Below are 16,893 nucleotides of genomic sequence, written 5' to 3' on the forward strand. Positions count from 1 at the left end.
CCCAGCTCCCAGAACTGCTTTGGTTCGTGCCATCTCCGCTCCCATGAGGACAATGGCTAAAGTGTAACTGATATTTATTTATCCGAACAGTATTGGGTCAGGTCTTGTTAATTGCCATAAGCGAGGTGGCCTGCGGATTCGGGGTCGGCACATCGGTCCAAGTAACCGGTCATGGTGTCACCCGGAGTGCAGTCTGGGTCATTGATAACACCGAACTCGAAACGGGTATGACGCGGCCAGATTAACATTTGATCAAAACCGAACCGAAGGTTGAACGGAGGGTTGGGTAAAATAAGGCTGAAAAAATGCTCACCGCCGAATGTGCTCTTGAACCAGATGTCGCGCCCCCCCAGCCCCGGCTGCCCGACTCACGGGCGTAGAGCACCCGCACGCTGTATTCGGCTTCCATGGCCGATAGGCGGACTTCGATGTGATGCGGACAACAGGTCGATAGAGTGATCGCTGAACTCAGTTATGTTCATCCACTTCAGCCGAAAATGACCCGGATTCTGCGGCGTAGAGCGGACATTCGCAATAGTGCACTGTCACATCCGGCGCCGTTTCACCTTCTTCGAGGCTTGCTTGCATGACTGCGGCCAATCGCCTGCCCGCATCATGGCAGCACGGTCGATCCGACTCCCGAAGCAGGACAAGCTCGTTTTTACCGATTCCCAGCGGCAATGGGAATAACGAGTCCAGTGCAAAAGCACGTCGTGTGTGGGAAAGCCAAGCCCTGAACGCATCGAGAACATTCCAGCGCGTGAGATACCGCCCAGGCCAGACCGGACCAGACAGTTCACCATTCACCCGGATCAGGCCATGCCCGTCGCCGCATTGGAAAAAGCCGAATTCAATGAGCGTTCCAGCGGGCCACATCGGCTCCCGCAGCCAGGGGCCGTCCGCGTCCAGTTCCATCAAACGTTCCAGTGCCAACCCCTGCGAGTCGGGTTCCAGCGTTTTCACGCAAATTGAATCGCAAGCTGCGCAAGTTGAGCGCAGGTGCGTCAGTCCAATAATCCGCGAATCCAGCGCTTCGGTCACGAAAGAGGTATTGCTGGCGTGCTGCAAGCCGCGCAACAGTGCCCTGATATCGGCCTCGTACTGATCACGCGCAAAGACCAGTCGCAAAAAGCTTGCCCGGTCCCTGTCGAATGCATCATCCAGAGCCGGGCGCAGACCCGGAATATCGAGTTCCCAGATTACGCTATTCATGTCCGGGTGGCTGACCAGGACGGGCTCCTGCAAGTCAGCATCAGGTGCATAACCACATTCGCAGGTCAGCACCTGATGTGCTCCCGGTCGCCTGACCGATTCGATCAACGCGAACGGATCCCAAATGATGCCGGCCTTGGTCAGACTGCCATTGCCGCCCGGAAATTCAGGGGCGGCCTGCATCGCCAAATATGGCGGATCATCGAAGATGATCTCTGTGAAACGAATGGTCCAGCCTATGCAGCCGGTCAACGTAATGACCGGCTGCATCGTTTCGCCGCCACTATTGGTTTTCGCTCCACTGTTGTTCATCAACTTGTACTAGGTGAATTCAAAGTTCCGACAACGGCGGGCTGGAAAACAGCGCATGCCTTGGCGTGAAGAACATCGGAAAGCTGTGTGCGGGAAAACCGCATGCACGGTTTGATGAGGGAGGGCAGGCGAGAGTCTGTTCTCTACTCTACCCATCGGTACCCTTGCTCATGAGCGGCTCGCGCAAGCCGCCGGCCGAAGCGGTTCCGCTCTATGGAAGGGCTGGGCGCCTGAGATAAAGAGCGAACCATCAACCAGCGGGTGGAGTACGCCGCTTCGGTATACGACTGGACGCTTGCTCGGTACTCGGCGCGGGACGTTCCGCGAGACGGCCGGTAACGTACTTGTGCAATACACTGGCGATGAGCGTTTGATACGGAATACCTTCCTCAAGCGCCTTCACCTGAATATCACTCAGATCACCCGACGAAAGGCGAATATTTACCCACCGATCCTTGATAGCGGTGGCACGAGCCGCTGCCTTGAGCCTGGCAAGCTCTGCCTTGGTTGCAACCGATTTGAGTTGCCCTTTCTCGAAAGCATCGAGAACTTCCTGCTCGTACGCATCAATCTTCGGCATCAGGCTCACCTTGGTTCAAATAATCCCTTGTCGCTTTGCGACTCAAGATGATGGTCTTGAGGAAGAGGTAGTCTTCTTCCTCGGCAAACGGCGCCAGGTAGACGTAGTTGTCCGCAGCAACGACCAAAATTCGCTGTCGGGGATACTTCACCTGGTTCGGATGGGTCAGGATATCGAGCAGACCGCCGGATTCGATCGCTACCACGACATGCTGCTGATTGCTGCACTGGCTGCCTTCCTCCTTTGGTGTATCGGTATTGCCGGAAAGAATCAGCCGATCGCTAAACAGGTGCGTGTGAATTCGTCCAGCAAACGTGATCCTTATTCGGTGATCTTTCTCGCGCGTTTGCTCCTGCGACAACCGGCGTTTCGATTATTACCCAATCAAATCTGGCAATCGCTAACAACGATCAATCCCTATATTGAAAGCTTATTGGATGCCTGAATTTGTGGGGATAGCTCAAGGTCAGACCTCATTATTCACCAATAGAGAAATTTGGATTCCTCGGTTGATCGCTCGTTCTGACGTTAACATCCCGCATATTTTAACTTCAACTATCGACGTAAAATCGCCAACCAACGAGCCATATTAAGGAGTGTCATCAGGGAAGCCGCAACATAAGTCCATGCCGCGGCCTTGAGCAGTCGCCGGGCATGCGGCATGTCCCCATCGATCAGATAACGCTCTCGCTCCAAAATTGGCAGGGCCCGGGCAAAGCTCGCATTCAATTCCATCGGCAAGGTTAGCGCGTGCACAAGCGTCGCGCTTCCCAGTGTCAGGATGCCGCCTACAAGAAATAGCAATCCCGCCGAGGGAGAGCGCAATAGCGCCATAATCACGGGAGACAGCATCAGGATTCCGGCACCCAGTTTCTCCGCAGGTGCAGCCCATTGCACCAACCTGGTACGCAAGGCAAGAGGCGGGTAGTTATCCTGATGCTGGATCGCATGGCCGACTTCATGCGCTGCAACCGTTATGGCTGTCAGTGAGCGGCCGTTGAATTTATCCGGTGTGAGACGGACCACTTTTTTTAACGGATCATAGTGGTCGCCCAATTCAGTTACCTCGACCGTGATATGTTGTAAATTGGCCTTATCCAGCAACTTGCGAGCCAGTTGTGCTCCCGTGAATGAATAGCGATCAGCCGGTTCACTATATTTTTCCATGGTATGTTTGACCCAGTAGGAAGGCCCGACAACCAGGAGAGCGATAAAACAGACCAATATCAGATAAAGCATAGCGGGAAGTATTAGTAAAAAAACAACTTTAATGGTAACAGTCTAATGACGGCTTATCGGTAGCGCAGGCTGATCATGCGCTCACCCTAACGTTTGATCAATGATGTTCAAAATAATTCATCTTGAATCCCGGTAACAAGGTCAAGTGGATGGATCGTTTGATCGGCAGCACCCGGTCAGGGCCCATTAGCGAAAACTGGACAAGAACAGATAGTGAATTTGCTTTTGTTTGACTTGTTGCATCTGATCCGTGTACGCGCAGCATTGAATGCTGATGAACTCATGATGAAAACTTCTAATTGTATTGACGATGCCGCATAACAAAACAGTTCCACAGGTCAAAGGCGATTTTCTGCTGGGCAATTTAAGCCAGATGATCGCGAATCCGTTTCAAGCCCTTTGTGACTGGCAGCGAGATTACGGTGACCTGGTCAGCTTCAGATTAGCTGCCCGCCAAATTTATCTATTCGGTCACCCGAAACTGTTTGAACAAGCCCTGATCAAGCAAAGCGATGTTTTTGTAAAAATCCACGATGCCGGAAAACCAACTGGCCTGGCATTGGTTTTGGGGCAGGGATTAGTAACAAGCCAGGGCGATTTATGGCAAAGGCAACGGCGGTTGATGCAACCGGTTTTTCAGAGAAGTAATATAACCACGCTGTTGCCGCAAATCGTCACCGCTGGCAGCAATATGCTGGATAGATGGCGGAAGCTGGGTGAAGGTGCGGAGATTAACCTGTCCAGGGAAATGACGCAGTTGACGCTGGAGGGGATCACCCAGACCATGTTCAGTACCAGCGTCCTCGACAAAATAGAACTGATATCCCCATCTCTGGATACCTTGCTCAGGTACGCCGCTAAAACCATCGTGAATCCTTTGATGCTCCCGTTGTATGTACCGACCCCGGCCAATCAAAAATTCAAACAGGCATTGGGAATAATCGATGGTGTCATATACGGAATCATCGATCAACGCCGCGCTGCACCATCCACGCACAACGACTTGCTGGATATGCTGTTAAAAGCAAGCGATGACAACACCGGTGAAAAGATGACCGACAGGCAGCTTCGGGATGAAGTCATCACCATTTTTGGTGCAGGTCACGAAACCACCGCGAATTTGTTGAGTTGGACCTTATATTTACTGGCCCGGCATCCAGATGTGCTCGCTAAACTGCGTCAGGAACTTGATGGTCTGCTGCAAGGAAAAATACCGGGTGCGGCAGATCTGCAGCAGCTTGTTTATACGAGAGCGGTACTCAATGAATCGATGCGTTTCCGTCCACCTGCCGGCATTATGCTGCGTAGAGTCAATAAGGATACCGAGGTTGATGGCTATTTTTTGAAGGCTGGCAGACTTGCGATATTCAGCATTTTCAATCTTCATCATCACGCTGACTTTTGGCCACGACCGGAGCAGTTCGACCCTGAACGGTTTTTAATACCTGAGAATCGCAGGTTTTCGTTCATGCCTTTCGGGGTAGGCGAGCGCATCTGCATCGGTAGTCATTTTGCATTATTGGAAAGCCAGCTCTTGCTCAGCATGATAGTTCAGCACTGTGATCTACAGTTGCTTGATACGGATGAAGTAGAGGTTGAGATGGCGGTAACCCTGCGGCCCAAGGGTGGAATTCCAGTCCGGATAAAGTGGCGATAAAATCAATCTTCAGTTCTGGGACTCTGTCATCCACAAAAGCTGTTGAGAAGATTGCCTATGGCCTGATCGCCTAGGCGAGCCCGTCTAGCGAGTACGATGTAAGCTGGGCATGGATACTGCTTTATCGTTGGCAGCGAACATACCCACCCGCACAATGCCGTCGCTACCGATAGTGCCACGGTACATGCCCCTGGTGTTGAAACGCATTGCATGATTACCTTTTGCATCCAGCACGATCAAACCGCCATCACCGCCGATGGCAGCGATTTCCGCCAGCGTATTATCCGCCGCCTCGATAATCGGAATTTGCTGTAACCGTACCTGTGCCGCCGTGTTGAATGCAGCTACGGTACGAATGAATATTTCTCCGGTGCCGGTCGCGGATACCGCAATCGAGCGATTGTCCGCGTAGGTTCCGGCGCCGATGACGGATGAATCCCCTACGCGCCCGAAGCGCTTGTTGGTAATTCCACCGGTCGATGTGCCGGCGGCGAGATTGCCATGACGATCCAGCGCTACGGCCCCCACCGTTCCACGCTTTTCATCCACCTTTTCGTCCATCTGGGGCTGCGGCGTATTGGGAACCACGTCATGGTCCTGCATCAGGCGTTCTTCGGCAATGGCTTTTTGCAACTGATTCCAGCGGAATTGAGTGTAGAAATAGGAAGGATCAACGATCTCCAGGCCCATCTCGGCGGCAAAGGCATCGGCGCCCTGGCCCATCAGCATCACATGCGCGCTTTTCGTCATCACGGCGTGGGCAGCGCGGATGGGGTTGCGTATTGTCGTCACCGCGGCGACAGAACCCGCCATGCGTGTGGAACCATCCATGATCGATGCATCCAATTCAATGCGCCCCGCATTACTGAACACTGCGCCTTTGCCGGCGTTGAATAACGGCGAATCTTCCATTACTACGATCGCTGCAATCACGGCATCGATACTGCTGCCGCCTGCGTCAAGCACTGCGTAGCCGGCGGTCAGCGATTGCGCAAGTACCTGCGTATAAGCCTGCTCGAGTTCCTTTGTCAGCTTGCTGCGCGTGATGGTACCGGCGCCCCCGTGAATCACCAGTCGGATCGGTGAAGTATCTACCCTGGTCGTATTCGTTTGTATTGTCATGTGTTACAGAATTTAACATTTAATCGTTTCAAAATATTCGCATCGCGGACTTTTTCCATATTGTGGTCTCCTTTTCGGTAACTTTAGTAGCGTAACGTTATATTTCCTGGAATATTTTCCGGTTATATTTGATTTGGCGCAATTCGGCGCATCCGCTTTCCTGACATTTTCAATGAGATGATCTATATTAAAAATAACCAGCTCATGTGACGTGCTGGGTTTTTGATTTGGTTTGGAACTCATATTTGAGAGGGGGAAAAATGGCGGAGCAACGTGAAACCTATAAGGGCCGGGAGATTATCCTTCGAACCGGAGCGGAGGCTTCTACCGCGAGAGCTACGGCAGGGATCAGAGAAGACGAAGCGGGCGCTGAGGGGACTGAACTATACATCGATGGGGAGCGAATCTTCACGGTGCGCGATGCAGGCGGAGGGTATAGGGCATCCGGCTTCGCCTTCGACCCCCAACCCTCGTCAGCCGATTTAGCCAAGAAGATTATCGATTACAGGGAAACGGGGGAATAACATGGGAATCCGAAAAAATCAGTCCAGCCTGACAGCCCCCGAGAAAGCAGCATTCGTTGCAGCGGTGAAGGCGCTGAAGGCAAACGGCGACTACGACGTATTCGTTGCTCAACATCGCGCCGCCTTTATGGCCAGCCCCAACGACCCTGCGCACGGGGGCCCGGCTTTTTTGCCGTGGCACCGGGAGTATCTTCGCCGGTTCGAGCTTGCTCTCCAGCAGGTCGATTCAAGTGTTTCCATACCCTACTGGGACTGGACAGTCGACAGGACGGCTGGAGCCTCGCTTTGGGCCTCAAATTTCATGGGTGGCAATGGAACGGGCGCCAGCCGGCAAGTTACCACAGGCCCCTTTGCATTTTCAACCGGAGAATGGACGCTTACGGTCCGTGATCCCGGCGATGCAACCACTTTCCTTACGCGCGCTTTTGGCGCAATGGGGTCGCTGCCGACTCAACAAGGTGTCAGCGCCACCTTGAATGTGGTTCCATATGATTCCGCACCATGGAACTCCAATAGCAGCACTAACACGAGTTTCCGGAATCGGCTGGAAGCGGTCATTCACAATCCGGGGCACATGTGGGTTGGTGGGTCGATGATGGCTATGTCATCTCCCAATGACCCGGTGTTCTGGCTGCACCATTGCAATATCGATCGGCTATGGGCGGAATGGCAAAGGGAAAATCCTGCGGCAATTTATTTGCCGCCCAGCGGTACCCCCAATGTAGTGGCGGGTCACGGCCGGGACGATCCGATGCCGCCGTGGGACAATGAAACGTCACCGCCTACGCCGCTAAGCGTTCTCGATCATCATGTGCTCGGTTATACGTATGACGATGAGGGAGTGGTGTCTCCAGAGGTCGTGCCCCTTACCGTGGGCGCGCCGGCTACCTCGGCCTCGATAGGGCAGGCAGGAGAAATTGATATATATAGTTTCGTCGTGACTACGCCAGGAAGTCATGTCATTGGGACGCAAGGTTCAACCGATGTGGTGACGTCCCTGTATGGCCCCAACGACATGGCGGCAATCATTGCTGAGGATGACGACAGCGGACCAGGCGCGAATTCGCGGATTGAAAGAAATCTGTCGGCGGGTACCTATTATGTACGCGTGCGGCACTACAGCGGCTCATCGGTCGGGAGCTATAGTATCTCAGTAAGCGGATCGGCACCCCAGCCCGGTATCCCAACCATTCAGGTAAACGGTCCGGCAGTGCAGGGAACGATCTCTGCTGCGAATGAGCGGGATATGTATACATTCACGGTAATGAATTCCGGCACCCATACAATCGAAACCGCAGGCAGCACCGACTGCTTCCTGACATTATTTGGTCCCGATAATCCGGCCACATTCATCACCCAGGATGATGATAGCGGTCCCGGAACCAATTCAAGGATTGCCGTCAACCTTGCGTCTGGCGTTTACTATGCCCAGGTCAGGCACTACAGCCCAACCGGCACGGGTTCTTACAGCATTTCGGTGAGAGACTGATCCCGCATTCCGCATTATCCTGGATAGAGTTCATCCTTTCTGCATTTGCAGCGGGCAGCACAGGCTAAGTTCGCCCGTCCGCCGAGGAGAAATCGAAGTCTTCCGAGTGCATCGTCCTAAGAGAAATGATTGACGGGGCGGCACGGCGCTGAATTGCAACTTCTTGGAATGGAATGGTGCTCTGAAGCGTCGTGCGAGAGACCCGGCATCCCGTTTCGTGGTCGCACCTATCCTGCGGAAGGTGCTGCTCCGCCCTGCGCGGTCGCATTCCGCGTCGTTGCGCCTCATCCTGCACCCCAAAAACCGTTCACTCCACCTCGTCAAACTACCGAATTTAGGATCAAGGATTTTTATAAATAAAAACTACATAAACACAACTGGGTGGTCTATCCATTTTCTCTCATTTTTCGAGAGCTGGTTTATCGTGAAGGGTATGGCTACCTTAAAGGCCCGGGATCGACCTTGACCAGCGAGTGAGATAGTGAGACTCGAAAATCTGGTACTGTGGCCGCTCTACATAATAAAAGTTCAAAAGCAAGAAACACGTTTCTTGCTTTTGAACATGGATATATAGTGAATGTGTATCTTGCAAAGGACGAAAAATCGTCATGAATCGCTGTAAATGGCACTTTTTCAATACGGAGGCGGTATATGTCATATGTATACAAGATCGTGGACTCGCCCATTGGCAAATTAAAGCTTGTTTCAAACGGATCGAAGCTCTCTGCAATCTTGTGGGAACACGATAAACCAAATCGGGTACGCCTTGGCCCGATGCACGAAGAGAAAGATAGTCCGATTCTGGCAGAGACGGAACGGCAACTGAATGAGTATTTCGCAGGGAAAAGAAACTGTTTTGAGCTTGAGCTCAACTTCGTCGGGACCGAATTTCAAAGAAAGGTTTGGGAGGCGCTGCTGACTATTCCTTTTGGAGAAACCCGCAGCTACCGCGAAATTGCGATACAAATTGGCAACGCAAAGGCCGCTCGAGCAGTTGGTGCAGCAAGTGGAAAAAACCCGATCTCAATTATTGCCCCCTGTCATCGCGTAATAGGTACATCTGGCGATCTCACGGGATTTGCGGGAGGACTCGGAACAAAAAAGCTGCTGCTCACTTTGGAAAGTGGTGATACGTTGCAAACCGTAGCTTGATTGTCTCGCCCAGCTACACCGCGAACTGGGGAAATGTGCCAGCAGCGCATGTCCAGCTCGGCTTATGTAAGTGGTCAGAGCAATTCCTGCATCAATCGAATCCGACCCCATAGATTCACGCCCTTCCTATTTTCGTATAGGTCGATTGCAAATGGCTATGCTGGAAAGTGGAGAGAGCAATAAATAAGCGTGGTACAAATTTGAAACATTTTTGTTGCCAGCAATTTCATTTCCTCACTTTCTGATCAAGATATTTCTGCCAAATATCCTTGACTGAACTCCCTTCGTCGGTCACCCAATGCGCGGGGCCACGAACGGAATTACTCCTGAAACCTAGCTGGAGAAGTAACTCTTGAGCAAGATTGCTCATAGAGTATCGCTGACCGTTATAGATCAGATTATTCTCAGAAATAATGGCAGAAAATTTCTGCACCCGATTTCCCTGATAGTCAATGAGGTACAAATTCTGCCCGTTTTGTAGAAAATTCTCTTTAATCAATAGAGCCAAGTCGGACTTTGGAGCTTTGGATCGCGCATTGCCCACAAGCTTGTGAGCTTTCAATTCTTCAAAAGGCCATCGGCTCAAAGGTATAGTTCCGCTGCTCTCAGAATTTTGGGCTGTGGATTCTTCTAATTCAGCATCAAGATTTTTTTGATTTACTATATCAATTTCATGATCAATATCAAGCAGACGACGAAGGGTTGAATTCGGTGTATCAACAAATGGTCGGGCATATTTTTGCAAATGCGCAAACACATCATCATCAATTTCAATGGATTCCATGACATACTTCCTTTCTTAATTAAGACATGATAAGAATAATATAAGAATAAGATATAAGTCAAGAATAAGAATAGGCAAATTTTGAGTTTAACCTTTCAAACCTCGCGAAAGCCACCGCCATCACACCGTGGCTCAGGCTCCTATTTTTGCTGAGGTTGATGTCTAGACCCGCAAGAATCGCCCCTCCTGTCACCACGTTGTTCGGATTTGTCGCTACGCTGCCCTGCCGTATCCGGCAACTGCATAAATCTAAAATCTACAGGGTCAGACTCATTGATCATAAGATAATGCGCTTATCTGACAAAAATCTATAGGGTCAGGCTTGTCTGACATTTTTTACTCCGCCGTCTACGCAAGCTTATTGGCACCCACCTGATACAGGCTTCTCTTTCGCCCGCCGCTCGAGCGATACTATGGATAGCTCTTTTCTGACGCTATCGGCATTCTTCCTGACCTGCGTTAGAATAAAAAGGAGTCCTTATAGAGAAGAAACACCATGACAACAAATGATAAAAAAAATGAGATTGCCGATCAATCTTTTGAAAATGTCGGCAAGTTGCTATCCAATCAATCGATTCTGGGCGAACCTGAACCTTGGGAAAAGTGGGAAACCCAGCTCTGCTTGTGGAGCATAGGCATCGGTATTGCGGGACTTGTAATCCTGGGTGTTTTAGTAGACTTGTTCCTGCTTCCCGGATAACGGATGAAAGCCGATCTGGAGGTCCGGTTGGTACATGATGGCGTCAACTGGATCGCATACCATCAAAGTTTCGAAGCATGCGGACAGACTTTGCGCGAGTTGGACCAGGAACTGACCCGATGTCTGCTGGATAGGCAATTATTTCCCGAAAATATTCACGTTACCGTATTCATGGTTTTTGACTATAACTGCATCCCGACCTGGATACGGCAGTACGCCTCTCATTACTTCAACCGCTACATCCGGCTGGATTTGAAATCACCCATACTGAAAGTGCAGCAAACCGGGGCTGAAAATAAGTGAAATGAATAGAAAATGGTATTCCGGCATGGCGAGAACAGAAGATTGGTGGGCTGTCTGGCTGGGGCTCACCATGTTCCTGGCAAGCGTCGGTTCACTCTGGGGATTGGACCTGACCGGCTGGATGGCGAAACCCAACACCTGGGTATGGGGAGATTTTTCTCTTGAGGGTGTATTGAAATCCAGCGGCAAACTAGGCTGGCATCCGACACTTTCATGGCTGGTAACCTATCTGGTGTTCACCACGCTGACTTGTGTGGCGGCGTGGGCGATGAAATTCGATCTGAAACGGTTCCTTGCCGGATGGACCGTGCTTTTTGTGATGACCTGGGCAATATGGGTCGTTGGACAGGAAGCCCATTTCAAGGTATCGGTTAATGAGTTTGCCAAATTCGGCTTATCCTGGGGATTGTCTCTCGGAGGTGGATTCTCTTACCTGCTGGCCCTCTTGATTGGGCTGATTATCGGAAATTTTTTCAAGGGCAGTGCCGCGTTTCTCAGCGAAGCTGCGAAACCGGAATGGTTTATCAAAACAGCAATCGTGTTTCTGGGTATTAAAATTGGTGTCATGTCCATCGAGGCGGCCGGTTTCATTACCGAACTGGTCATGACCGGTGTTGCGGCTACCTTTGTTGCGTACATGTTGTTCTGGCCAATTGTCTATGCTCTTGGCCGCAGGGTGTTCCATCTATCACGCGATGCTTCGGCCGTACTTGCTTCCGGTATTTCCATTTGCGGCGTATCGGCTGCCATTGCCACCGCCGGTGCCATCCGCGCTCGCCCGGTTATTCCTGTCGTCGTCTCGATACTGGTTGTGATCTTCGCCATGTTCGAGCTTATCGTCCTGCCAGGTCTTTATACCGCAATAGCCCCAAACCAACCCATCGTCAATGGGTCTGCTCTGGGATTGACGGTTAAAACCGATGGCGCGGATGCCGCCGCCGGGGCGATGCTCGATGAATTGATGCGGGCAAATGCCGAGGCCAATCTGGGTGTGGTATGGAAAGAAGGCTGGATTTTAATGGCTTCGCTGACCACTAAAATCTGGATCGATATGTTTATTGGCGTTTGGGCTTTTGTATTGGCGCTTGTATGGGTATACAAAGTGGAACGTCAACCTGGGCAATCCAAAGTTGGACTCATGGAAATCTGGCACCGGTTCCCCAAATTCGTATTGGGCTACCTCCTGGTGTGGTTTTCATATATCGCCATTGCTTCCACCGGGCCGGAAATTGCCAAAACTCTGCATGAAGCTGCGACCCCGGTGGAAGGGTCCATGCGTACCATGATGTTCATGATGACGTTCCTCAGCATCGGCGTCATAACCGATTTCAGCAAACTCAGGGGAATGGGTAAACTGGCGTTACTTTATGCAATTGCCTTGTTCGGGATTATCGCCCCGATCGCTTATGGTGTTGCGTGGATATTTCATCGCGGCATGATGCCGCCTACTCTTTGACAACGCTGAAGGGAGCGGTGGGGGTCTATCGCCATTTTTTTCGAGTGGCTGGTCGGCTGGAACGCCTGTTGGTTGATGAAGCTTGAAGCGCCAGCCGTGTTATTCCTCGATGCTGATACCCGAGCCACCCATTTCCTTCGGGAGGTCCTTCATCTTCGGTAACCCGTCCTCGATGCGTAGTACTTTCTCCTGGTAGTGCACATGAACGCCGGGGCGGTACGGAAAGTCCGGAATGACTGCTGCATACACATCCGTAAGTCCCATGCCTGGGTGCTCTGTGAAGATGTGACCCCCGCAGGTCTTACACCATTTGCGATAACTGCGCGGCGTCTTGTTGTAAATGCCGATATTTTCTGCCCCGAGTGTGATCTGCACCGCTTCGGGTTCCCATAAAGTGAAGGCATTGACAGGGCCTGCCGACCAGCTTCGACACGACTCGCAATGGCAATAACCCATTGCAACTGGTTCACCGCGGACCGTGAACTGGACCGCGCCGCAAAAACAACTGCCTTTATGAGCTTTTCTGTTGTTCATCATAATGTACCTGCCAATTTTGTAAGAATAGGTCAGACAAGAATGAAAGGAACGGTATTGCGAATTGCGTCACCAAGTTCCTTCGCATCTGATAATGCAACTGGCGTACTGTCCGGAAAGATCCGAACATGCGGTTTGGCACGCTCAAATAATACCATTGCCAAGGCATCATCATCGAAACGCGAGCGGTATACCATACCATGCGGCTCACTCACGTGGTCATGGATGGCTTTTGCTAACGCCTGCGGGTAAGTGTAATCGGTGCCTGCAAGTTCTGCCAGGTTAAGCCTAAGTGTTTGGGCCCCGTCACCGTGAATGGCAACGAGCCTTAGCGTAAGGGTGTCCAGTAGCAGTTGTACCGCCGATCGATTGTTGTAGTCAGCGGCGGGGATTTTTAGATCGGGACGATCGCGAACAATCGTCTCAAAAAAACACGTTTTAAAGTTGCGAGCACAGTAAAGGGTGCCAAAGCTTCGATCCGGCGAATCAAAACGATAAGTACCTGCCGCACGAAAGCTGGGTTCGCTGCTTGAATACATGGTTTTACAGATCCGAAAAAAAGCCGCCTCTGTAAAAGTATGTAGCGGCAACGTGACAGGAAAAGATGCTGGCAGGGCCTTCATCAATCCGCTTCCGCCGCCAGAAGGCGAGCCACTCGCGTCACCTCGTCCAGCTTTCCTTCGCGAAGCAAATTCAACGGCGCTTCACCTTTCAGCAAAGGCTCAGGTTGCTTGAAAAACAGATACTGCGCCCAGGGATCAAGAGGCGACAGTGCTTTCAAGACATCGGGCATGGCCGGGATAAGCGCATCTTCAAACTGCCACGAAGGATAGCGATAGCCGCGCTTTCCCGCCTCAAGCGCTAAAGCCTGCCCTGATTTTCGCCGGTTGTTAAGTGCTTCACGGCTCATGCTCATCCGGCTCGCTGCTTCATCAGATGTCAGCATTTCATCGCTGGACCAGGTTTCCTGCTTGAAACGACTACCTTCCTTCTCGGCTGCGGCAACACCTCCACCTGCGGGCCGGAGTGTTGTCCAGTCAATCGCTGTGCCGAGTTTGGAAGTATGTGTCTGATGCCCGGGCAATGAGAACTTGTCGGTGGCAGTTGCTCCTGTACGTTGAAGCGTGTCAGCTACTACCTCCTGAACTATTTCATTGACCAGGTTAACCATGTGAATATTCAGCGCGCGCGAGAATTTGGTCGCTTCCTTAGGGAACAAATCGCTCACTATCTGATCGAGACTTTCCTGTCCTTGTTGCATGGTTTTGGTTGGCATGTTGATTTCCTCCTGACGAAATATCAGTTTACACCACCGATCAAATTCGTCAAGTTCGTCAAGCAATTTCAATTGCGCTTGACATTTGTGTCGCCACAATCCGCTACCGTGCGGTAGCGTACCGATAACACCGAGGGGTATGCGTATTGTTTCTACTCAAGCATGTTGAAGCACATACTTTTATCTACCACCGCAACTACTTCCTGGGAGCTTGAAATGAAAAAACTTATATCGACCGTTATTCTCACCGCCTTCACGGCTGTTTGCAGCTTTAGCGCAGTCGCTGGATCGGATGGATCTGACAAGAACAAGGAAACAATGGCTAAACCAAGCTCTTCTCAAGATAAGAAGGATGGAGACAAGTATGGGAAGCAGCCAAGCTCAACCTCTGAGGTCACGAAAGAACAGTTTCCCAAGGATTTATCGCCGGGAGAGAAATACGAATACAGAGATCAGGAAGTAATGGACAAGAAGCCATATAAGCAATAATAGTATCCCGGTTTCTTGGTGAGCTTTCAAGGCCAGAGATCGGGAATTGCAACCAGCAACCAGCAACCTTCGGGCGAGTTTGATCCCTCATCGGGAGGAGAGCCAGTATGCCAGTCTCGCCAGATGGGTGGAGAAGTGTGTCATGGCTTACTCGATAAGCCATGATGGGATATGTTGGATAACGCCCTGACGGAAGCAGGTTCAAATAGCATCAAGAACGAGCGTGTATGTGCTGCGCTACATGAAACACAAGCATAGATGGCAGTGGTTAGCTCCGGGTATACTTGGCTATTCCACAATCGGAGACGGCGACGTTCGGCTCAAATTCCCGATGCGGTTCCTGCTGATCAGTTTGGTAGCGTGGACCACACCTCGTGGAAGAAGAAAATCGAGGGAAGGTAGCGCTATTTCGACATCGCCCTCTCTTGCAGAAACCGAAGTCGCGTCTCCTCTTCTTTTTTTACCTGCTCGATCTCCCGCAAGACTTCGCGAACGTCCGCAGGCCGGTCATCAACCTCGATACGGCCCGTCAGCGGCGTGTCGGGGCGAAGCAACCCGGACTGATACAGAGCCCAGATTTCCTTGCCGTACTGGGTAGTGGCAAGCTGGGGCGCAAAGGTGCTAAAAAATGTCGTCAGGTTGGCGACGTCGCGCTCGAGCATCGCGCTGGCATTATTATTACCCGCTGCATCAACAGCCTGAGGCAGGTCGATAATGACGGGTCCGTCGCGGTCGATCAGGATATTATATTCAGACAGGTCGCCATGAATGACCCCGGCACACAGCATGAGAACAACCTGGTAGAGCAGTTTTGCATGATAGTCCAGCGCCAGTTCTTCATTGAGCTCCACATCGTGGAGGCGGGGTGCCGCGTTACCTTCCGCGTCCGTCACCAGTTCCATTAGCAGCACGCCTTCAAAACAGCCATAAGGCTGTGGCACTCGCACGCCGGCGGCGCCAAGACGGTATAACGCATCGACCTCGGCGTTTTGCCACACTTCTTCCTGCATCTTGCGTCCGTATCGCGAACCTTTCTCCATGGCACGCGCTTGCCGGCTATTCTTCACCTTGCGGCCTTCCTTGTAGGAAGCGGCTTGCCGGAAGCTGCGTTGATGCGCCTCCTTGTATACCTTTGCACAGCGTATATCTCCACCACACTTAACCACGTAGATGATGGCCTCTTTGCCGCTCATGAGCTGGCGGACCACCATGTCCACCAACCCTTCTTCAACGAGTGGCTTGATTCTGTTCGGGGTCTTCATAGGTGTGCTGGCTCGGTTGGAGAAAGATTTTACGTCCCATGTCGGCGCGAATGAAACCACGGGTTATTTCTTATTATCCCAAATGCGAAATAAAAAACCCCAATTATTTGATGGTTATCTTTGGCTTGATGTCATAAGAACGTTTTCTGTCAGATGAATTCGCTAACATTTCATCCAGCACTTCATGAACAAAATGTTTAACCCAGATAATCCATTAGGACGCGAGATGATGGCGAGGCAGGTTGCGAGACAGTTTTGCCGGTTGGGAGAAGTCCATAGCTTGGTCTATGGATGCCGCGCAGGTGGCAAAAATGGCGGCGAAAATGACCGCAAACTGACCGCCAGCACTCGCGTAGGCTCGCAGAGCCGCCTAATGGATTATCTGGGTTGAATTCCTGCCGCGCCTGAACTACGCGGTCCTGCCACATTCAATATTGAAGTCGAGTTTGTTCCGAAGAAAATCCTGATCCATTCACGCCACTCATTGCAGCGATAAACATGTAGGCATGGCCGATTAATTTTCTGAGCCCATTCCTGTGTAAGCAGTGATCCACCGGTGAGTTCTGCCGCTGGCGTGATGATCAGCGTGGCATCACTGTCGCGCACGTTCCATTGGGTACGCTGCCGGTAGTTGCGCTGCTGCGTTTCGCGCAAGCAATACAAATCCGGGACCAACCCATCTTCTGCGCGCCACCCAGCTGGGCACCAGCCGCCATGTCCGATATCGTTCGCTATAGCCCAATCAAGCGCGGCGCGATCGGCACCCGTCTGCCCACCTGATATGATTTTCTGAATCACTGTA

The 16,893-nt window shown here is 51.6% G+C and carries 21 protein-coding genes; 9 read left to right on the forward strand and 12 right to left on the reverse strand.

All coding sequences use genetic code 11. The annotated features are described in order from the left end of the window. Window positions 1–241: 241 nt before the first annotated feature. The 4 genes from BLP78_RS16255 to BLP78_RS07850 form a co-directional block, all read right to left on the reverse strand. Complete coding sequence (locus BLP78_RS16255) at window positions 242–409, reverse strand: nucleotidyltransferase domain-containing protein (protein WP_143002917.1); 168 nt, start codon at window positions 407–409, stop codon at window positions 242–244. Window positions 410–468: 59 nt separating this feature from the next. After that, window positions 469–1,524: a hypothetical protein gene (locus BLP78_RS07840; RefSeq protein ID WP_090458193.1), complete on the reverse strand. Its 1,056-nt coding sequence runs from the start codon at window positions 1,522–1,524 to the stop codon at window positions 469–471. A gap of 250 nt (window positions 1,525–1,774) precedes the next feature. Then, the gene (locus tag BLP78_RS07845; RefSeq protein WP_090458195.1) at window positions 1,775–2,104 is read right to left on the reverse strand and encodes a hypothetical protein; all 330 of its coding nucleotides are present in this window, start codon (window positions 2,102–2,104) and stop codon (window positions 1,775–1,777) included. Further along, the gene (locus tag BLP78_RS07850) at window positions 2,091–2,309 is read right to left on the reverse strand and encodes a toxin (RefSeq protein ID WP_256330167.1); all 219 of its coding nucleotides are present in this window, start codon (window positions 2,307–2,309) and stop codon (window positions 2,091–2,093) included. The genes BLP78_RS07845 and BLP78_RS07850 overlap by 14 nt, the downstream gene beginning before the upstream one ends. A 3-nt stretch (window positions 2,310–2,312) precedes the next feature. Between BLP78_RS07850 and BLP78_RS15560 the strand changes: the two genes are divergently transcribed. After that, window positions 2,313–2,549 (forward strand): hypothetical protein, encoded by a 237-nt coding sequence (locus BLP78_RS15560; protein WP_176752819.1) that lies wholly within the window; start codon window positions 2,313–2,315, stop codon window positions 2,547–2,549. 110 nt (window positions 2,550–2,659) lie between these two features. On the opposite strand, the gene BLP78_RS07855 is transcribed toward BLP78_RS15560, so the two are convergent. Then, the gene (locus BLP78_RS07855) at window positions 2,660–3,343 is read right to left on the reverse strand and encodes a zinc metallopeptidase (RefSeq protein WP_090458197.1); all 684 of its coding nucleotides are present in this window, start codon (window positions 3,341–3,343) and stop codon (window positions 2,660–2,662) included. A 310-nt stretch (window positions 3,344–3,653) separates the two neighbouring features. Between BLP78_RS07855 and BLP78_RS07860 the strand changes: the two genes are divergently transcribed. Next, on the forward strand, window positions 3,654–5,000 hold the full coding sequence (locus BLP78_RS07860) for a cytochrome P450 (RefSeq protein WP_090458199.1): 1,347 nt from the start codon (window positions 3,654–3,656) through the stop codon (window positions 4,998–5,000). A gap of 84 nt (window positions 5,001–5,084) precedes the next feature. Here the strand turns inward: BLP78_RS07860 and BLP78_RS07865 are convergent, their stop codons facing one another. Then, complete coding sequence (locus BLP78_RS07865) at window positions 5,085–6,122, reverse strand: isoaspartyl peptidase/L-asparaginase family protein (protein WP_090458200.1); 1,038 nt, start codon at window positions 6,120–6,122, stop codon at window positions 5,085–5,087. Window positions 6,123–6,382: 260 nt separating this feature from the next. Here BLP78_RS07865 and BLP78_RS07870 point away from each other — a divergent pair, with 260 nt between their 5' ends. The 3 genes from BLP78_RS07870 to BLP78_RS07880 all read left to right on the forward strand — a co-directional run bounded on the left by BLP78_RS07870 (window position 6,383) and on the right by BLP78_RS07880 (window position 9,287). After that, window positions 6,383–6,646 (forward strand): hypothetical protein, encoded by a 264-nt coding sequence (locus tag BLP78_RS07870; RefSeq protein ID WP_090458202.1) that lies wholly within the window; start codon window positions 6,383–6,385, stop codon window positions 6,644–6,646. Window position 6,647: 1 nt separating this feature from the next. Further along, window positions 6,648–8,135 carry a DVUA0089 family protein gene (locus tag BLP78_RS07875; RefSeq protein ID WP_090458204.1) on the forward strand — a complete coding sequence of 496 codons (1,488 nt, stop codon included), beginning with the start codon at window positions 6,648–6,650 and terminating at the stop codon, window positions 8,133–8,135. A gap of 651 nt (window positions 8,136–8,786) precedes the next feature. After that, window positions 8,787–9,287 (forward strand): methylated-DNA--[protein]-cysteine S-methyltransferase, encoded by a 501-nt coding sequence (locus tag BLP78_RS07880; protein ID WP_090458206.1) that lies wholly within the window; start codon window positions 8,787–8,789, stop codon window positions 9,285–9,287. 226 nt (window positions 9,288–9,513) lie between these two features. Here the strand turns inward: BLP78_RS07880 and BLP78_RS07885 are convergent, their stop codons facing one another. Beyond that, entirely contained in the window at window positions 9,514–10,071 is a 558-nt protein-coding gene (locus BLP78_RS07885; protein WP_090458207.1) for a hypothetical protein, read from the reverse strand. Between the two features lie 496 nt (window positions 10,072–10,567). On the opposite strand from BLP78_RS07885, the gene BLP78_RS07890 reads away from it, so the two are divergent. Genes BLP78_RS07890 through BLP78_RS07900 form a run of 3 tightly spaced genes read left to right on the forward strand, consistent with a single transcriptional unit; the run spans window position 10,568 to window position 12,530 of the window. Next, window positions 10,568–10,771, forward strand: coding sequence for a hypothetical protein (locus BLP78_RS07890; protein ID WP_090458208.1), 204 nt, complete (start codon window positions 10,568–10,570; stop codon window positions 10,769–10,771). A gap of 3 nt (window positions 10,772–10,774) precedes the next feature. Beyond that, on the forward strand, window positions 10,775–11,074 hold the full coding sequence (locus BLP78_RS07895) for a DUF5395 domain-containing protein (protein ID WP_090458210.1): 300 nt from the start codon (window positions 10,775–10,777) through the stop codon (window positions 11,072–11,074). Window position 11,075: 1 nt separating this feature from the next. Continuing rightward, a complete protein-coding gene (locus tag BLP78_RS07900; RefSeq protein ID WP_256330169.1) occupies window positions 11,076–12,530 on the forward strand; it encodes a putative sulfate exporter family transporter in 1,455 nt (484 codons plus the stop codon). A gap of 99 nt (window positions 12,531–12,629) precedes the next feature. On the opposite strand, the gene BLP78_RS07905 is transcribed toward BLP78_RS07900, so the two are convergent. The 3 genes from BLP78_RS07905 to BLP78_RS07915 are packed head-to-tail and all read right to left on the reverse strand — an operon-like array spanning window position 12,630 to window position 14,340. Beyond that, entirely contained in the window at window positions 12,630–13,067 is a 438-nt protein-coding gene (locus tag BLP78_RS07905; RefSeq protein WP_256330170.1) for a GFA family protein, read from the reverse strand. Window positions 13,068–13,096: 29 nt separating this feature from the next. Then, on the reverse strand, window positions 13,097–13,687 hold the full coding sequence (locus BLP78_RS07910) for an RES family NAD+ phosphorylase (protein ID WP_090458214.1): 591 nt from the start codon (window positions 13,685–13,687) through the stop codon (window positions 13,097–13,099). Further along, complete coding sequence (locus tag BLP78_RS07915) at window positions 13,687–14,340, reverse strand: hypothetical protein (protein ID WP_143002919.1); 654 nt, start codon at window positions 14,338–14,340, stop codon at window positions 13,687–13,689. Before BLP78_RS07915 ends, BLP78_RS07910 begins: the two co-directional genes overlap by 1 nt. Window positions 14,341–14,556: 216 nt before the next feature. On the opposite strand from BLP78_RS07915, the gene BLP78_RS07920 reads away from it, so the two are divergent. Beyond that, on the forward strand, window positions 14,557–14,829 hold the full coding sequence (locus BLP78_RS07920) for a hypothetical protein (protein WP_090458219.1): 273 nt from the start codon (window positions 14,557–14,559) through the stop codon (window positions 14,827–14,829). 404 nt (window positions 14,830–15,233) lie between these two features. Here BLP78_RS07920 and BLP78_RS07925 read toward each other — a convergent pair whose 3' ends face one another. Together BLP78_RS07925 and BLP78_RS07930 are read right to left on the reverse strand one after the other, a co-directional pair. Next, window positions 15,234–16,091, reverse strand: coding sequence for a PA4780 family RIO1-like protein kinase (locus tag BLP78_RS07925; protein ID WP_090458221.1), 858 nt, complete (start codon window positions 16,089–16,091; stop codon window positions 15,234–15,236). 378 nt (window positions 16,092–16,469) lie between these two features. Then, a complete protein-coding gene (locus tag BLP78_RS07930) occupies window positions 16,470–16,889 on the reverse strand; it encodes a putative molybdenum carrier protein (protein ID WP_090458223.1) in 420 nt (139 codons plus the stop codon). Window positions 16,890–16,893 lie beyond the last annotated feature (4 nt).

Origin of the sequence: Nitrosospira sp. Nsp1, from assembly GCF_900100985.1 — a bacterium.
In the GTDB taxonomy this organism is placed as follows: Bacteria; Pseudomonadota; Gammaproteobacteria; order Burkholderiales; family Nitrosomonadaceae; genus Nitrosospira.

What these genes read in the sequence shown, in the direction of transcription:
- BLP78_RS16255 (WP_143002917.1), bottom strand. Translation starts at nt 409, where the DNA reads ATGGAAGCCGAATACAGCGTGCGGGTGCTCTACGCCCGTGAGTCGGGC.
- BLP78_RS07840 (WP_090458193.1), bottom strand. Translation starts at nt 1,524, where the DNA reads ATGAACAACAGTGGAGCGAAAACCAATAGTGGCGGCGAAACGATGCAG.
- BLP78_RS07845 (WP_090458195.1), bottom strand. Translation starts at nt 2,104, where the DNA reads ATGCCGAAGATTGATGCGTACGAGCAGGAAGTTCTCGATGCTTTCGAG.
- BLP78_RS15560 (WP_176752819.1), top strand. Translation starts at nt 2,313, where the DNA reads ATGCTGCTGATTGCTGCACTGGCTGCCTTCCTCCTTTGGTGTATCGGT.
- BLP78_RS07855 (WP_090458197.1), bottom strand. Translation starts at nt 3,343, where the DNA reads ATGCTTTATCTGATATTGGTCTGTTTTATCGCTCTCCTGGTTGTCGGG.
- BLP78_RS07860 (WP_090458199.1), top strand. Translation starts at nt 3,654, where the DNA reads ATGCCGCATAACAAAACAGTTCCACAGGTCAAAGGCGATTTTCTGCTG.
- BLP78_RS07865 (WP_090458200.1), bottom strand. Translation starts at nt 6,122, where the DNA reads ATGACAATACAAACGAATACGACCAGGGTAGATACTTCACCGATCCGA.
- BLP78_RS07870 (WP_090458202.1), top strand. Translation starts at nt 6,383, where the DNA reads ATGGCGGAGCAACGTGAAACCTATAAGGGCCGGGAGATTATCCTTCGA.
- BLP78_RS07875 (WP_090458204.1), top strand. Translation starts at nt 6,648, where the DNA reads ATGGGAATCCGAAAAAATCAGTCCAGCCTGACAGCCCCCGAGAAAGCA.
- BLP78_RS07880 (WP_090458206.1), top strand. Translation starts at nt 8,787, where the DNA reads ATGTCATATGTATACAAGATCGTGGACTCGCCCATTGGCAAATTAAAG.
- BLP78_RS07885 (WP_090458207.1), bottom strand. Translation starts at nt 10,071, where the DNA reads ATGGAATCCATTGAAATTGATGATGATGTGTTTGCGCATTTGCAAAAA.
- BLP78_RS07890 (WP_090458208.1), top strand. Translation starts at nt 10,568, where the DNA reads ATGACAACAAATGATAAAAAAAATGAGATTGCCGATCAATCTTTTGAA.
- BLP78_RS07895 (WP_090458210.1), top strand. Translation starts at nt 10,775, where the DNA reads ATGAAAGCCGATCTGGAGGTCCGGTTGGTACATGATGGCGTCAACTGG.
- BLP78_RS07900 (WP_256330169.1), top strand. Translation starts at nt 11,076, where the DNA reads ATGAATAGAAAATGGTATTCCGGCATGGCGAGAACAGAAGATTGGTGG.
- BLP78_RS07905 (WP_256330170.1), bottom strand. Translation starts at nt 13,067, where the DNA reads ATGATGAACAACAGAAAAGCTCATAAAGGCAGTTGTTTTTGCGGCGCG.
- BLP78_RS07910 (WP_090458214.1), bottom strand. Translation starts at nt 13,687, where the DNA reads ATGAAGGCCCTGCCAGCATCTTTTCCTGTCACGTTGCCGCTACATACT.
- BLP78_RS07915 (WP_143002919.1), bottom strand. Translation starts at nt 14,340, where the DNA reads ATGCCAACCAAAACCATGCAACAAGGACAGGAAAGTCTCGATCAGATA.
- BLP78_RS07920 (WP_090458219.1), top strand. Translation starts at nt 14,557, where the DNA reads ATGAAAAAACTTATATCGACCGTTATTCTCACCGCCTTCACGGCTGTT.
- BLP78_RS07925 (WP_090458221.1), bottom strand. Translation starts at nt 16,091, where the DNA reads ATGAAGACCCCGAACAGAATCAAGCCACTCGTTGAAGAAGGGTTGGTG.